The 12,914-nt window shown below is 72.0% G+C and carries 13 protein-coding genes; 6 read left to right on the top strand and 7 right to left on the bottom strand.

Features of this window, described 5'->3' with window-relative positions:
- Nucleotides 1-4: 4 nt before the first annotated feature.
- Together ACZ7CF_RS31260 and gabT are read right to left on the bottom strand one after the other, a co-directional pair.
- Nucleotides 5-1,315 carry an aldehyde dehydrogenase family protein gene (locus ACZ7CF_RS31260; protein WP_470371260.1) on the bottom strand — a complete coding sequence of 437 codons (1,311 nt, stop codon included), beginning with the start codon at nucleotides 1,313-1,315 and terminating at the stop codon, nucleotides 5-7.
- Nucleotides 1,312-2,595, bottom strand: a complete 1,284-nt coding sequence (gabT, locus tag ACZ7CF_RS31255; protein WP_470371259.1) for a 4-aminobutyrate--2-oxoglutarate transaminase — start codon at nucleotides 2,593-2,595, stop codon at nucleotides 1,312-1,314. Before gabT ends, ACZ7CF_RS31260 begins: the two co-directional genes overlap by 4 nt.
- Nucleotides 2,596-2,676: 81 nt before the next feature.
- On the opposite strand from gabT, the gene ACZ7CF_RS31250 reads away from it, so the two are divergent.
- A complete protein-coding gene (locus ACZ7CF_RS31250) occupies nucleotides 2,677-3,942 on the top strand; it encodes a PucR family transcriptional regulator (RefSeq protein WP_470371258.1) in 1,266 nt (421 codons plus the stop codon).
- Here ACZ7CF_RS31250 and ACZ7CF_RS31245 read toward each other — a convergent pair.
- Nucleotides 3,916-4,716: a dioxygenase family protein gene (locus ACZ7CF_RS31245; RefSeq protein ID WP_470371257.1), complete on the bottom strand. Its 801-nt coding sequence runs from the start codon at nucleotides 4,714-4,716 to the stop codon at nucleotides 3,916-3,918. The two genes, ACZ7CF_RS31250 and ACZ7CF_RS31245, sit on opposite strands and share 27 nt — an antisense overlap.
- 87 nt (nucleotides 4,717-4,803) lie before the next feature.
- Between ACZ7CF_RS31245 and ACZ7CF_RS31240 the strand changes: the two genes are divergently transcribed.
- A complete protein-coding gene (locus tag ACZ7CF_RS31240) occupies nucleotides 4,804-5,364 on the top strand; it encodes a dihydrofolate reductase family protein (RefSeq protein ID WP_470371256.1) in 561 nt (186 codons plus the stop codon).
- On the opposite strand, the gene ACZ7CF_RS31235 is transcribed toward ACZ7CF_RS31240, so the two are convergent.
- Nucleotides 5,361-6,533 carry an FAD-dependent monooxygenase gene (locus ACZ7CF_RS31235; RefSeq protein ID WP_458431265.1) on the bottom strand — a complete coding sequence of 391 codons (1,173 nt, stop codon included), beginning with the start codon at nucleotides 6,531-6,533 and terminating at the stop codon, nucleotides 5,361-5,363. The two genes, ACZ7CF_RS31240 and ACZ7CF_RS31235, sit on opposite strands and share 4 nt — an antisense overlap.
- Nucleotides 6,534-6,608: 75 nt before the next feature.
- On the opposite strand from ACZ7CF_RS31235, the gene ACZ7CF_RS31230 reads away from it, so the two are divergent.
- Nucleotides 6,609-7,070, top strand: a complete 462-nt coding sequence (locus ACZ7CF_RS31230) for a MarR family winged helix-turn-helix transcriptional regulator (RefSeq protein ID WP_360396172.1) — start codon at nucleotides 6,609-6,611, stop codon at nucleotides 7,068-7,070.
- A 447-nt stretch (nucleotides 7,071-7,517) separates the two neighbouring features.
- On the opposite strand, the gene ACZ7CF_RS31225 is transcribed toward ACZ7CF_RS31230, so the two are convergent.
- Nucleotides 7,518-7,826 carry a helix-turn-helix transcriptional regulator gene (locus ACZ7CF_RS31225; protein WP_360396174.1) on the bottom strand — a complete coding sequence of 103 codons (309 nt, stop codon included), beginning with the start codon at nucleotides 7,824-7,826 and terminating at the stop codon, nucleotides 7,518-7,520.
- A gap of 251 nt (nucleotides 7,827-8,077) precedes the next feature.
- Between ACZ7CF_RS31225 and ACZ7CF_RS31220 the strand changes: the two genes are divergently transcribed.
- The 3 genes from ACZ7CF_RS31220 (at nucleotide 8,078) to ACZ7CF_RS31210 (ending at nucleotide 10,602) form a co-directional block, all read left to right on the top strand.
- Nucleotides 8,078-8,491, top strand: a complete 414-nt coding sequence (locus ACZ7CF_RS31220; RefSeq protein ID WP_360396176.1) for a nuclear transport factor 2 family protein — start codon at nucleotides 8,078-8,080, stop codon at nucleotides 8,489-8,491.
- A complete protein-coding gene (locus ACZ7CF_RS31215; protein ID WP_360396178.1) occupies nucleotides 8,488-9,105 on the top strand; it encodes a ScbR family autoregulator-binding transcription factor in 618 nt (205 codons plus the stop codon). Before ACZ7CF_RS31220 ends, ACZ7CF_RS31215 begins: the two co-directional genes overlap by 4 nt.
- Before the next feature lie 210 nt (nucleotides 9,106-9,315).
- Nucleotides 9,316-10,602 (top strand): serine/threonine-protein kinase, encoded by a 1,287-nt coding sequence (locus tag ACZ7CF_RS31210; protein ID WP_470371255.1) that lies wholly within the window; start codon nucleotides 9,316-9,318, stop codon nucleotides 10,600-10,602.
- 154 nt (nucleotides 10,603-10,756) lie between these two features.
- Here the strand turns inward: ACZ7CF_RS31210 and ACZ7CF_RS31205 are convergent, their stop codons facing one another.
- A complete protein-coding gene (locus ACZ7CF_RS31205; RefSeq protein ID WP_470371254.1) occupies nucleotides 10,757-11,422 on the bottom strand; it encodes an HAD family hydrolase in 666 nt (221 codons plus the stop codon).
- A gap of 156 nt (nucleotides 11,423-11,578) precedes the next feature.
- On the bottom strand, nucleotides 11,579-12,877 hold the full coding sequence (locus ACZ7CF_RS31200) for a wax ester/triacylglycerol synthase family O-acyltransferase (RefSeq protein ID WP_470371253.1): 1,299 nt from the start codon (nucleotides 12,875-12,877) through the stop codon (nucleotides 11,579-11,581).
- Nucleotides 12,878-12,914 lie beyond the last annotated feature (37 nt).

The raw sequence follows: 12,914 nt of genomic DNA, 5'->3' as shown, positions 1-12,914 counted from the left end.
CAGCTCACAGTTCGAGGCCCGTCAGCACCAGCACGCGCGGCTCGGTCAGGTCCTCCATCGCCGCCCGCAGCCCCTCGCGCCCGACACCGGACTCCTTCACCCCGCCGTACGGCATCTGGTCGGCCCGGTAGCTCGGCACGTCGCCGACGATCACGCCACCGACCTGGAGCCGGTGCGCCGCGCGGAAGGCGAGCCGCACGTCGGTCGTGAACACCCCGGCCTGCAGGCCGTACCGGGACGCGTTGACCAGGTCGAAGGCCTCCTCGACGCTGTCGACGCGGGTCAGCGTGACGACCGGGCCGAACACCTCCTCGGCGTTGACCTTCGCGGTCGCGGGCACGTCGGTGAGCACGGTCGGCGCGTAGGTGCGGCCGTCGCGGGTGCCGCCGGTCAGCACCGTGGCCCCCGCCTCGGCCACCCACGCCTCGACCCGGTCGGCGGCGGCGTCGTTGATCAACGGACCCACGTCGCCGGCGACGTCGAGCTTCTTCACCTGCGCCACAACGGCGTCCGCCACCGCGTCGTAGACGTCGGTGTGCACGTACACGCGCTGCACCGAGATGCACGACTGCCCGGCCTGGTACATGGCGAACGTGGCGATGCGCTGCGCGGCGAACTCGACGTCGGTCCAGTCCGGCGCCACGATCGCGGCCGCGTTGCCGCCGAGCTCCAGCGTGACGTGCTTGCGCGGCACCCGGTCCCTGATGCCCCACCCGACCGGGCCGGAGCCGGTGAACGACACGACCGGCAGCCGCGGGTCCTCGACGAGCCGCGCGGTGTCCTCGTTGGCCAGGTGCAGCACCGCCCACGCGCCCCCGGGCAGGTCCGTCTCGGCCAGCAGCTCCCCGAGCAGGAACGCGGCCTTCGGCGTGGCGGGCGCCGGCTTCAGCACGATCGGCGCACCGACGGCCAGCGCGGGCGCGACCTTGTGCGCCACCAGGTTCAGCGGGAAGTTGAACGGCGCGATGCCCAGCACCGGCCCGCGCGGCACCCGCCGCACCAGCGCGAGCCGTCCCTCGGCGGCCGGGTCGGTGTCGAGGCGCTGCAGCTCGCCGGAGAACCGGCGGGCCTCCTCGGCGGCCCAGCGGAACGTGGAGACCGCGCGGGTCACCTCGACCCGCGACCACCTGAGCGGCTTGCCGGAGTCGTCGGTGATGGCCTGCGCGAACTCCTCCGCGCGCTCGGCCAGCCGCGTCGACACGTGGTCGAGCGCGGTGGCCCTGCGGTGGGCCGGCAGGGCGGCCAGCTCGGGAGCGACCGCGTGCGCCTGCGCGACCGCGTTCTCGACGTCTTCTGGGGTGTGGAAGTCGGTCATGCGAGCAAAGCTCCTTCGAGAACGTCGAGGCCTTCGGCGAGCAGGTCGTCCGGGATGACGAGTGGGGGCAGCAGACGGATCACGTTGCCGTAAGTGCCGCACGTCAGCACGACGACACCCTGTTCGTGGCACGCCTTCGCCACGCGGGCGGCGACTTCGGGCGTGCGTTCGGTGAGCTCGATGGCGAGCATCGCGCCACGGCCGCGGACCTCGGCGATCGTGCCGGTCTTCTCCGCGACCGCACTGAGCCGGGGGAGCACCATCTCCTCGATGCGGCGTGCGGCGGCGTTGAGGCCCCGCTCGCGCATCGTGCGGATGGCGCCCAGCGCGGCAGCGCACGCCACCGGGTTGCCGCCGTAGGTACCGCCGAGTCCGCCCACGTGCACGGCGTCCATGATCTCGGCGCGTCCCGTGACGGCGGCCAGCGGGAGACCGCCCGCGATGCCCTTGGCCGTGGTGACCAGGTCCGGCACCACGCCCTCGTGGTCGCAGGCGAACCACTCCCCGGTGCGGCAGAACCCGGTCTGGATCTCGTCGGCCACGAACAGCACCCCGCGTTCGCGGCACCACCGCGCGACGGCGGGCAGGAAACCGGGCGCGGGTGTGATGAACCCGCCCTCGCCCTGGACCGGTTCGACCACGACGGCCGCGGTGTTGTCGCCGCCGACCTGCTTCTCGATCGCGGTGATCGCCCGTTCAGCCGCCTCGGCACCGGTGAGGCCGTCGTGCAGCGGGTAAGACGTGGGCACCCGGTACACCTCCGGCGCGAACGGCCCGAAGCGGTGCTTGTACGGCATGTTCTTGGCCGTCAGCGCCATCGTGAGGTTCGTGCGCCCGTGGTAGCCGTGGTCGAACACGACGACCGCCGCCCGGCCGGTGACGTGCCGGGCGATCTTGACCGCGTTCTCCACGGCCTCCGCGCCCGAGTTGACCAGCACCGACCGCTTCTCGTGCGTGCCGGGGGTCAGGGCGTTGAGCTCCTCGCACACCGCCACGTACCCCTCGTAGGGGGTGATCATGAAGCAGGTGTGGCTGAACCGGTCGATCTGCGCGTGCACGGCCTCGGCCACCGCGGGCGCGGGGTTGCCGACGCTCGTGACGGCGATGCCGGAGCCGAGGTCGATCAGCCGGTTGCCGTCGACGTCGACGAGCAGGCCGTCGTCGGCGGAGTCGATGTGGAGGGGCAGCGCGGAGCCGACCCCGGCGGCGACGGCGTTCGTGCGCCGTGCCTGGAGCTCCAGCGACTTCGGGCCGGGCAGCGAGGTGCGCAGTCGGGTCATGGGGTCAGCATGGTCCTGGTCAGCGCGGTGCGCAGTGGCGGAAATGGCGATCAGCAGCGGCCTCGCTGTACAAACTGGCACATGCCGATCACGTTGCGGGAGCTCGCGTCCGCGCTGCGGTTGCCGGTGCTCGCCGGTGACGTGTCACGACCGGTCGGCTGGGTGCACGGCACGGAGCTCGCCGACCCGGCGCCGTTCCTGGAGGGCGGTGAGCTGCTGCTGACCACCGGACTGGGCGAGCCGGGGGAGGACTACGTCGACCGGCTGGTGCGCGCGGGGGTCGTCGGCCTCGGTTTCGGCACCGGGCTCAGCCACGCCGCCGTGCCGCCCGCGCTCGTCGACGCCGCCCGCCGCACCGGGCTCGGGCTGGTGGAGGTGCCGCGCGAGGTGCCGTTCATCGCGATCAGCAAGGCCGTGTCGAGGGCCGTGGCCGCCGACGAGTACGCCGCCCTCACCCGCACCAGCGAGGCCCAGCGCGCGCTCACCCGTGCCGCGGTCAGGGCCGGGGTCGGGGGTGTGGTGCGCCGGCTCGGCCAGTGGGTCGACGGCTGGGTCGTGCTGCTCGACGCCGCCGGTCACCCCGTGCACGCGCACAACCCGCGCCTGGTGCCCGACCTGACCGCCGAGCTGGCCCGGTTGCGGACCGCCGGCGGGCTCGCGAGCGCCGCGTTCGAGCTCGCGGGGACCCACGTGTTCCTCCAGGTGCTCGGCAGCCGGGCACGCGGTGTGCTCGCCGTGGGCACCACCCGGCCCGAACCCGGCATCGTCAACACCGCGGCGTCCCTGCTCACCCTCGCCCTGGCGCGGAACGACGCCGTCGACGCGGCCCGCGGGGAGCTGCGCGCCGCGCAGTTCCGGCTGCTCCTCGCGGGACTGCCGGTCGACGGCCTGCCCGAGCGGTTCCGCGTCCACCTCGTCACCTCGCCACCGGACGACGACGACGTGTTCTGGGCCGAGCACGACGGTGACGTCGTGGTGCTGGCGGCCGAGTCCGACGGCTTCTCGTCGTCCGAAGTGGACGGAACGCAGGTCGTGCGCGGCTACCGGGAGGCCGTGCGGGCGCGGGAAGCGGGGGTGCGCGCGTTCGAGGACCTGGCCGGCCGGATCCCGTTGCCGGACGGGTTCGCCGCCGCGCTGCTGCGGCCGCTCGACGCCGGGGCGAGGGAGGCCTTGCGGGTCTGGCTGGGCCACCACGGCGCGTGGGACCCGGCGGCGGCCCGGCTCGGCGTGCACCGGCACACGTTGAAGAGCCGCGTGCGCAGGGCCGAGCAGGCGCTGGGCCGCTCCCTGGACTCGCCCGGCCTGCGTGCCGAGCTGTGGCTAGCCCTGCACCGCGAAGGTGAGTGAGGCCGTGTAGCCGGCGGACACGTTGCCGGACATGGTCGCCATCTGCTGGTCGACGCCGTCGCGGAACACCATGTCCTGCTGCAGCGAGGATCGCGACATGGTGCGCACCGACTGCGTGTAGCCGGTGGTGCCGTAGACCTCCTTGCACGTCGACTCCGGCAGTGCGAGCTGCGAGGTCGTGATCTTGTTGCCCGCCCCGGTGGCCTCGGAAAGGCTCGGGTAGACCTCGAAGTGGACGTGCGGCCATCGCCCCGAGTACGCGCCGGGGAACACGCTCACGAACTTGAGCCTCCCGCTCGCGTCAGTCTCCTGCACGCCGCGCAGGAAGTTCTCGTCCTTCACGCGGTCGGAGTACATCGAGTAGTCGCCGTTGATGTCGCAGTGCCACAGGTAGACGGCCGCACCGGGGTACGGCGTGCCGTCCTCGTGCCGCACGGTCAGCTCGATCGTCAGCGGCACGCCCTCGGCCGTGCGGGTCGACGAGCCGAAGCTGGAGCGGATGTCGGACCGCACGATGCCGCTCTGCGTCAACGCGTTCGGGCCGTTGGAGCCGTCACCGGGGTACGGCCCGGCGGTCTCCTCGGGGATCGCCTCCAGCGCGACGCCCCGGGCGCCGGCCGAGGTGGAGGTCGTGGGGGACGACGTGGTCGTGGTGGTCGACGGGGCGCAGGCCACGAGGGTGAGGCCCGCGCCGCCGAACAGCGTCAGCGCCCGCCGGCGCCCGAGGAGCGTGGCGAGGTCGTACTGGAGGCCGCGGTCGTGGTTGTCCGTCATGGCACCCAGACTGCGGCCGGTTCCTGTGAGGCACCTGTGGGGAACCTGTTCCTCGGTTGTGCGGTACCTCGACGGCAAGATGGCGTCATGCGGAAGCTGACCTACGGCATGAACGTGAGCCTCGACGGCCACGTCGCCGCGACCGGTGGTGACATCGGCTGGGGCGTGTCGAGCGACGAGCTGTTCGAGTGGTGGCTCGAACAGGAGCAGGCGATCGAGCTGTTCCTGTACGGGCGCGGGTTGTGGGAGGCGATGAGCTCCCACTGGCCGACGGGCGACCAGCGGCCGGGCGCCACCCCGGCCGAGGTCGAGTTCGCGCGGAACTGGCGGGACACGCCGAAGGTGCTGTTCTCCTCCACGGTCGGGGTGGCCGGCTGGAACACCCGCGTGGTGCCCGGCGACGCGGTCGCCGAGATCACCCGGCTCAGGGACGGCGACGGCGGGCCGATGCGGGTCGGCGGCGCGGCGCTGGCCGCGGCGGCCGTGCGGGCCGGGCTGGTCGACGAGTACCAGGTCGTCACCCACCCGGTCCTGGTCGGCGGCGGCACGCCGTTCTTCCCCGTCTTCGACGGCCGGGTGGACCTCGCCCTCGTGGAGACGCGGACGTTCCCCGGCGGGGTGGTCATGACCCGCTACGAGCGGCGTTAGCCGAACTCGGGGAGCACGAGCGCGGAGTGCTCGGGACGGCTGCCGCCCGTCGCCATGGTCTCCCGCTCCCGCAACGCGGCGTTGCGGGCGGCGAGGGCCTCCGCCGTGCCGGGGAACAGCTCCGCGTCGCCTTCCCGCACGAGGTTCTGGTTCGCCTCGACGAACGGCCGGGTGCCGCGTTCGTACGCCGCGAACGCCGCCGCGTGGTCCGGTGCCGTGCCGAGGTGGCCGGCCAGCACGTACGCGCCGACCAGCGCGAGGCTCGACCCCTGCCCGGTGAGGAACGACGGGGCGTATGCGGCGTCACCGACGAGCGCGACGCGACCGGACGACCAGTGCGGCATGCGGATCTGGCTGACCGTGTCGAAGAACAGGTCCTCGGCCGACCGCATCGCCGCGACCAGCCGCGGCACCTCCCAGCCGTCGCCCGCGAAGACCTCCGCGACCAGGTCGCGCTGGGCCAGCGGGTCGTGGAAGGCGCCGAACGGGGCCTCGGCGCGGGTGAAGCTCAGGAACCCGTGCACGGTCGGCTCCTCGCCCACGGCGTAGAGCGCGGCGGCGCGGCCGGGTTCGTTCCACAGCAGCGCCTCGTGCGCGAGACCGAGGTGGTTGGGCAGGGTGAAGCCCGCGAAGCAGTACCCGAGGTAGCGGTGGAACTGCTCCTCCGGGCCGAACGTCAGCGCGCGCACCGCGGAGTGCAGCCCGTCGGCGCCGACGACGTGGTCATAGGTGCGCTGAAGGCCGCTGCGGAACGTCACGTCCACACCGCCGTCGTGGTCGTCCATGGCCACGACGGAGTTGTCGAACAGGAACTCCACGTCGTCGCGCACGACCTCGTAGAGGATCTCGGCGAGGTCACCGCGCCGCACCTCCAGGTCGCGGTGGTCGTCGCCGCCGGTGATCGTCTCCGGCCGGATCGACGCGACGCGCTCACCACCGGCGTCGAGGAACGTGATCCGCTGGGTGTCGACGTGCGCCTCGCGCAGCCGGGGGAGCAGGCCCATCCGCTCGACCACGCCGAGCGCCGTGCCGCGGATGTCGATGGGGTAGCCGCCGCCGCGCAGGGTGTGGGACCGCTCCACGACGGTGACGTCGAAGCCGTGCCGCCGCAGCCAGAACGCGAGGGACGGACCGGCGACGCTGGCGCCGGAGATCAGGACTGAGCTCACGAAAGCCTCCGTTAACTAACTTAGGTATCGTTTCACGACCGACGCAAGCATATACCTAAGTTAGGTAGGTAAGTTGTGGGCGAGGGCCTGAACCCCGCGGCGATGCTGCCGCACCTCCTGCGCCTGGGCACCGTGCTCAACCGGAGCCGCCTGGTCGAGAGGGCCGTGGAACGCGTCGGCATCCCGCTCGACCGGCCGGGCCTGACCGTGCTGATCACCCTGCGCATGGCCGGTCAGCCGCTGCGGGTCGGGGAGATCGCCACGCGGATGCAGGTCGCCGGTCCGCACGTCACGAGGCACCTGCACGACCTGGAACGCGCGGGTCTGGTCCGCCGCGTCACCGACCCCGGCGACCAGAGGGCGCGGCTCGTCGAGCTGACCGAGCCGGGTGACGCGGCGGCCGGGCGGTACCTGGAGGCGGTGCTCGGGTCGTTCGCCGACGCGATCGCCGACTGGTCCACCGAGGACCAGGAGACCTTCGGCCGGCTGCTCGGTCGGTTCGTGGAGGACGTCCAAGCGCACTTCGCCGCCGAATAACGGGCGCCGCGTGCTGTCCTTTCGAAGAGTGGGGCGGGACAATTCCCACCGGTCTTGCCACTGGATCGGCTCCGGCTCACTCGTTCGGACTCGAAAGGAGTCTGTGAAGACAGCTCAGAGCTCGTTCTCGCCCAGAGAGAGAATGTGGAAGCCAAAGCTCGTGGCGTTGTAGCCGGTGTCACGCGAGTCGCTGCCGGCGTGCGCTCGGCACCGTACCGCTGAACGCGCTGCCGACAACGGCGAAGTATTCACCCGAGTGCGATCCTGTTCACCTTCACCGGGAAAGGCCCCGGCATACCGCCAATCGTGCTACTCGCGAGTAGTGCAAATCCCGGAGAAGGGCCGAAGACTTTCTTTCGAGGGCCTGCGGAGGGGCGGCGCCCGTGACGGCCACCGGGCGCCGCCCCTCCCGCGGGCGGGTGGACCCCTGCCGTCCACCCGCTCCCGCTAACCGGGGTGGTCCTCTGCCCTGGCCCTGCGCGACTCCCGTTCGAGCAGCGCTGCCCGGTCGACCTCGTCGTGCGGCACGTCGAGGGCGGCGCTGATCCACGCGCGCCAGTAGGGCCCGGGAATGCGCTTCCCGCGTTCCCACCTCGACACTTCTTCGCGGGTCACGCTGTCGTTCTGTGAGATCTCGCACAACAGGTCCGCCAGTTCGCGCTGGGTCAGGCCCTGCTCTCGCCGCGCCCGCGGAATCAAGGCGGTAATCGGCGGGGTCTCCTGGTGCTCGTGGGCTGCACGGACTGCCTTGAGCACGGTTCTGCTCCGTTTCGGTGAGATGCCGGTGTGCGTCCAGACTGCCGCAAAGCGCGGGAGTTCGGTCCGTGCATTGCGGTGATACCGCCGGTCGTTGAACGTTCGCGTACCGCAGGAATCAACCGATCGGATGTTCGGCCGAACTGAGCTGGGCCAATGGGGTGTGCGCACTCGGATTCCGCACCCCTCAGTAGTGTGACCGCCATGGGCATCGTTGCCGAGGCAATGACCTGGATGACAAGGTAGGAAAAATGCTCTCGACGGTCGAAGTGGTGCAGGTGTTCCTCGCGCGCCTCGCGGCACAGGACGCCTCCGGCATCGCGCGGTTGTGCGCACCGACCGTGGAATGGGAGGCGGCCGACCCGAACGGCGTCCGGTGGGCCCTCGGCGCGCGCACCCGGCGAGAGGTCGAGTCCCACTTCCTGACGCTGTTCGCCACGTTCGACCTGGAACAGCTCGCGGTGCGGCAGGTCGTCGTCGACGGAGGCGACGCGGCCGTGTTCGGCAGGGCGCGCTGGCGGGTGCTCGCGACGGGCGAGCGGGTGCTGGCGCAGTTCGCCGCGGTCCTCTCCGTGCACCTGGGGGAGATCGAGCAGTACTGGCACATGCCCGACACCCTCGCCGTCGCGACCGCGACCGGTGCCGCCGCGCGGACCGGGGCATGAACAGCAGGCGTGAGCAGTCCGCACGTACCCGCGCCAAGCTCCTGGCCGCCGCGGCCGAGGTGTTCGACCGCGACGGTTTCGCCGGCTCCAGCCTGACCGACGTGTGCTCCAGGGCGGATGTGTCGAAAGGCGCGCTGTACTGCCACTTCCGCTCGAAGGAGGCGCTCGGCGTCGCCCTGGTCGAGGAGCAGTCCCTGCTGTGGCACCGGCTGCGCGACGAGTACCTGGACGCGGAGAAGTCACCGGTGCAGGCGCTGGTGCTGATGTCGTTCGAGTTCGTCCGCAGGCTGGAGACCGACCTCGGCGTGCGGGTGAGCGCGAAGCTGTTGCGGGAGGCCGTGTTCTTCGACATCGCAGCCGCCGCCCAGGTCGTCGGCTGGGTCGCGGTGGTGCGTGAGGTGCTGTCGCTGGCCCAGGAACGCGGCGAGCTCAGGGCCGACGTGAACATCCGGCACGCCGCCGAGCAGATGGTCGCGGAGCTGCTCGGCGCGCAGCTCGTCGCCCAGGCGCTGAGCGGCGGCAGTGACCTGCGGTCCCGGCTCGTGCGGCTGTGGCGGTCGATGTCCGGCTGCTTGGTGACGGCGGACGTCGGCCACCAGCTGCGCTTCGAGTGACGTCACCCGATCGGCCCATCAAAGCGTTGCGGCATCCGGTGCACGTGGAATTTTCTTCAGGTCCCGCTCAGTTACGCCGGCCCCGCCTGAACCGATGAGGAGCTGGTGGGACGGCACACGGGCCGTCCGCCACCCGGTTGATCTTCACGGTGACCGGGTAGCCGGGATTCCACGCGACCGGTTAGGTTGCTGCGCGATGAGCGGAGGCGCATGAACGAGCCGTGGGACGGCGACCTGACCGGGTCGGTGATCGACGACCGCTTCGTCGTCGGTTCGCTGCTCGGTTCCGGCGGCATGGCCGAGGTCTACCGCGCCTACGACCGCTCGACCACGAGCTCGGTCGCCATCAAGGTGTTCTCCGGCCCCGGCCTGCCCGACGACGAGATCCGCCTGCAGCGCGAGGCGACGATGCTCGCCTCCGTCGAGTGCCCCGGCATCATCCCCGTGTACAGCTCCGGCAAGGTCGCCCGCCGCCCGTACTTCGTGATGCGCGAGATCTCCGGCGGCACCCTGCGTCAGCGCATGCGCGAACCCCTGCCCCCGCGCCTCATCGCCCGCATCGGCGGCCAGGTCGCGGCGGTCCTCGACCACGTCCACGGCCTCGGCGTCGTGCACCGCGACGTGAAGCCGTCGAACATCCTCCTCGACGACGCCGAGAAGCAGGCCTACCTCGCCGACTTCGGCTTGGCCCTCCTGCCGGAGCTCACCAGGGTCACCTCCTCCGGCATCCTCGTCGGCACCGCCGGCTACCTGGCCCCCGAACAGGTCCGCGGCGCCGAGGTGGGCCCGAAGGCCGACATCTACTCCCTCGGCCTGGTCCTGCTCGAATGCCTGACCGGCCGCGCCGAGTACCCCGGCGGCGACGCGGAGGCCGCCCTCGCCCGCCTCGCCCGCCCACCCCGCGTCCCCGTCGACCTGCCGGTGTCCTGGATCTCGCTGCTGACGGCGATGACCGCCTCCGACCCGTCCCGCCGCCCCACCGCGGCCGAGTGCCGCACCGCACTGGAAGCCGCCCACGAGGCCAGCCGCGGCGTACCCGCCCTCCTGCCCACCGCACCGGTGGCCGCCCACGACACCCCCACCCCACCCACCCGCTCCCGCCGCTGGGCCCTGACCGCCGCCGCGTTCGCCGTCGGGGCCGTCGGTGTCGCGGCCGTGGTGTTCGCGCTGGCCGGTGGCGGTGACAACGCCCCGGCGGCACCGCAGGTGGCATCGGACCCGTCCACGCAGGTCGTGACCGTTTCAGCGTCGACGGTGACCGTGGTGCACACGGCGGAATCCGGCCAACCCGGGGTGGTCCGTCCCACCGGGCAGTCGGGGAGTGCGGGGCCGAGCGGGTCTTCGGCGCCCGGGGTGGTGCCGCCTGAGGTGACCACCACGGACGTCGTGCCCACCAGTGAGGTCGTCGTGGCGGAGGAGACGGACACGACTCGGCGGAGCAAGGAGCGGGCGGCGACCACTTCGAAGCCCCGGCCCACGCAGGGGCAGAAGCCTTAGGGCGTCGGCTGGTCGCGCTTGGCACGGTTCTGGCTCGGAGTGGCTCGGCTCTGTTCGCTTCAACAGCCGCCGCGGCATTCGGCGCACCCCAACGGTCGCCGCAGCTCCACCCCAGCCGCCCCGGCTCAACCGCCGTTCGCCGCCACCCAGCCCATCAGCTGGCCGACTCGTCCACCTCCCCGAACGGCAGATCCGCCAGCTCCCCGCGAACCGTGTCCAGGTCCGGGTACACCGCCGACGCCCCGCTGTCGATCAGCTCGTCCTCGCTCACCCCACCCGTCAGCATGCCGATGGACGGCAGGCCCGCGCGGCGGGCGGCTTCGCAGTCCCAGACCGAGTCGCCGATCATCACCGCTCGGTTGCCCTTCGCCTCGCGGAGGGCGGCTTGGATGATGTCGGGGGCGGGTTTGCTGGCGTCGACGTCGTCGGAGGTGGTCCAGGCGACTTCGCCGGGGTCGAGGAGTTTCAGGTAGTGCTCGATGTGCTTGCTCTTGCCGGAGCTCGCCAGCACGACGGACAGGCCCATGTCGGTGGCGGCGTGGATCAGGCGGTGGGCGCCTTCGAAGGGCTGGATCTCGTCGATCAGCTCGTCGAAGTAGCGTTCCCAGGTCGTGCGGAGGGTGTCGCCGTGCTGTTCTTCCACGTGGTCGCCGGCCACCGCGGCCACCATGCGGTCGCCGCCCATGCCGATCGCGCGGTGCACGCGCCAGGCCGGCACCGTCAGGTCGAGGCTGCGGAACGCGCGCAGCCACGCCACGGTGTGGTGGTAGTTGGTGTCGACCAGGGTTCCGTCCACGTCGAGGACCAGGGTGTTGCTCATGGGCGTGGGCTGCCCGTGTCCTCGTCGGAGCAAACTCCCGTGGGCCCTCCTTCCCGCGTTTCCGTTTTGCGGGGCGCGCGAGGTGGTCTGTTTCGGACATCTACCAGACGGACCCAAGCGTGAATCCGGACGAGCTTCACCCGGTCGGGTGAGACCTCAGCGCACCGAGCCCACCAGCGAACGGGTTCCGCTCAACGCCGCCAGCTCGCGCCGCAGCACCCCGTCGAGCCACTGCGGGTCCGACATCCACGACTGGTTCGTGTGCAGGCAGACGTGCACCGACGACCGGTACACCGACAGCGCCACCCCGACCGCGTGACCTGGGGCGACGGGTGCGACCGGGTACATCTCGGCCAGTGCGGCGCCGTCCAGCGACAGCGGCACGGACGGCAGGGGGACCGAGGTGACCAGCGTGTCGAACAGCAGGGGTGCGCAGCGCGCGGCCACCGGGGCGGCCAGGCGGTGCAGCAGGGCGGGGACCTTGTCGGCGAGCAGCGGGAGGGCGCCTGCGCCGCGGTCGGGGCCGGCGGCCTTGGCGGACTCCATCTGGGTGCGCACCGAGCGCAGGCGTTCCAGCGGGTCCGGTTCGCCGACCGGCAGGGACACCAAGAAACCGGAGATCGAGTTGCCGGCCGCGCCGTCGCCGGAGCGCGTGCGCTGGTTCACCGGGATCAGCGCACGCACCGCGGCGGTCGGGCCGGCCGCGTCGTGCGCGGTCAGCCAGTGGCGCAGCGCACCGGTCACCAGGGCCAGCAGCACGTCGTTCACCGTGCCGCCGTGCGCGCGGCGGATGCGGTGCACGTCGGCGAGGTCCACACGCGACATGACCACCCGGCGCGGGCGCGTGGACGAGGTGAGCACCGGCGAGTTCAGCGTCGGCGGGCGGGTGTTCTGCAGCACGGCGGACGCGATGTCCAGGGTGTCCCTGATGCCCCGCAACGACGGCAGCGACGGGAGCAGCGGGCGCGGCGCCGGCTCCGCGGCATCCGGAATGGACAGTCGGGACGCGTCGAACAGGCGCAGGCCCAGGCCGACCGCCTTCATGCCGTCGCACAACGAGTGGTGCAGCTTCGCGAACACCGCGAACCGGGCGCCGGCCAGGCCCGTGACCACGTGCAGCTCCCACGGCGGGCGCGCCAGGTCGAGCGGCTGGGCCATCAGGTGCGAGATCAGCGTGGCGAAGCGGTCGCGGCCACGAACGTGGTGCGTGAACACGTGATCTTCAGCCGCGAAACCGGGATCCTCCACCCAGCGCGCGCCGCCGAGCAGGCCGGTGCGGGCGCGGGCGCGCAGGCGGGGGACTTCCGCGGCGCGTTCGCAGAGCACGGCGGCGATGCGCGCCGGGTGCACGAGGTTAGTGGGCGTGAACGTGGCCACCGCGCCGAGGTGCAGCGGATTGCTGTTGCCCTCCATGGCGAGGAAGGCGACGTCGAGGGGGGAGAGGTGGTCGGTCATAGGTGTGCAAGGAAAACAGGTCCGCGTGTCCTGCGCA

The organism is Lentzea sp. NPDC036955 (assembly GCF_055608005.1).
The sequence above is the reverse complement of the archived record's forward strand: the minus strand, read 5'-3'. Positions and strand labels throughout refer to the sequence as shown.

Excerpts from the sequence above, each read along its gene's own strand:
- ACZ7CF_RS31260 (WP_470371260.1), bottom strand. The coding sequence starts at position 1,315 with ATGACCGACTTCCACACCCCAGAAGACGTCGAGAACGCGGTCGCGCAG.
- gabT (WP_470371259.1), bottom strand. The coding sequence starts at position 2,595 with ATGACCCGACTGCGCACCTCGCTGCCCGGCCCGAAGTCGCTGGAGCTC.
- ACZ7CF_RS31250 (WP_470371258.1), top strand. The coding sequence starts at position 2,677 with ATGCCGATCACGTTGCGGGAGCTCGCGTCCGCGCTGCGGTTGCCGGTG.
- ACZ7CF_RS31245 (WP_470371257.1), bottom strand. The coding sequence starts at position 4,716 with ATGACGGACAACCACGACCGCGGCCTCCAGTACGACCTCGCCACGCTC.
- ACZ7CF_RS31240 (WP_470371256.1), top strand. The coding sequence starts at position 4,804 with ATGCGGAAGCTGACCTACGGCATGAACGTGAGCCTCGACGGCCACGTC.
- ACZ7CF_RS31220 (WP_360396176.1), top strand. The coding sequence starts at position 8,078 with ATGCTCTCGACGGTCGAAGTGGTGCAGGTGTTCCTCGCGCGCCTCGCG.
- ACZ7CF_RS31215 (WP_360396178.1), top strand. The coding sequence starts at position 8,488 with ATGAACAGCAGGCGTGAGCAGTCCGCACGTACCCGCGCCAAGCTCCTG.
- ACZ7CF_RS31210 (WP_470371255.1), top strand. The coding sequence starts at position 9,316 with ATGAACGAGCCGTGGGACGGCGACCTGACCGGGTCGGTGATCGACGAC.
- ACZ7CF_RS31205 (WP_470371254.1), bottom strand. The coding sequence starts at position 11,422 with ATGAGCAACACCCTGGTCCTCGACGTGGACGGAACCCTGGTCGACACC.
- ACZ7CF_RS31200 (WP_470371253.1), bottom strand. The coding sequence starts at position 12,877 with ATGACCGACCACCTCTCCCCCCTCGACGTCGCCTTCCTCGCCATGGAG.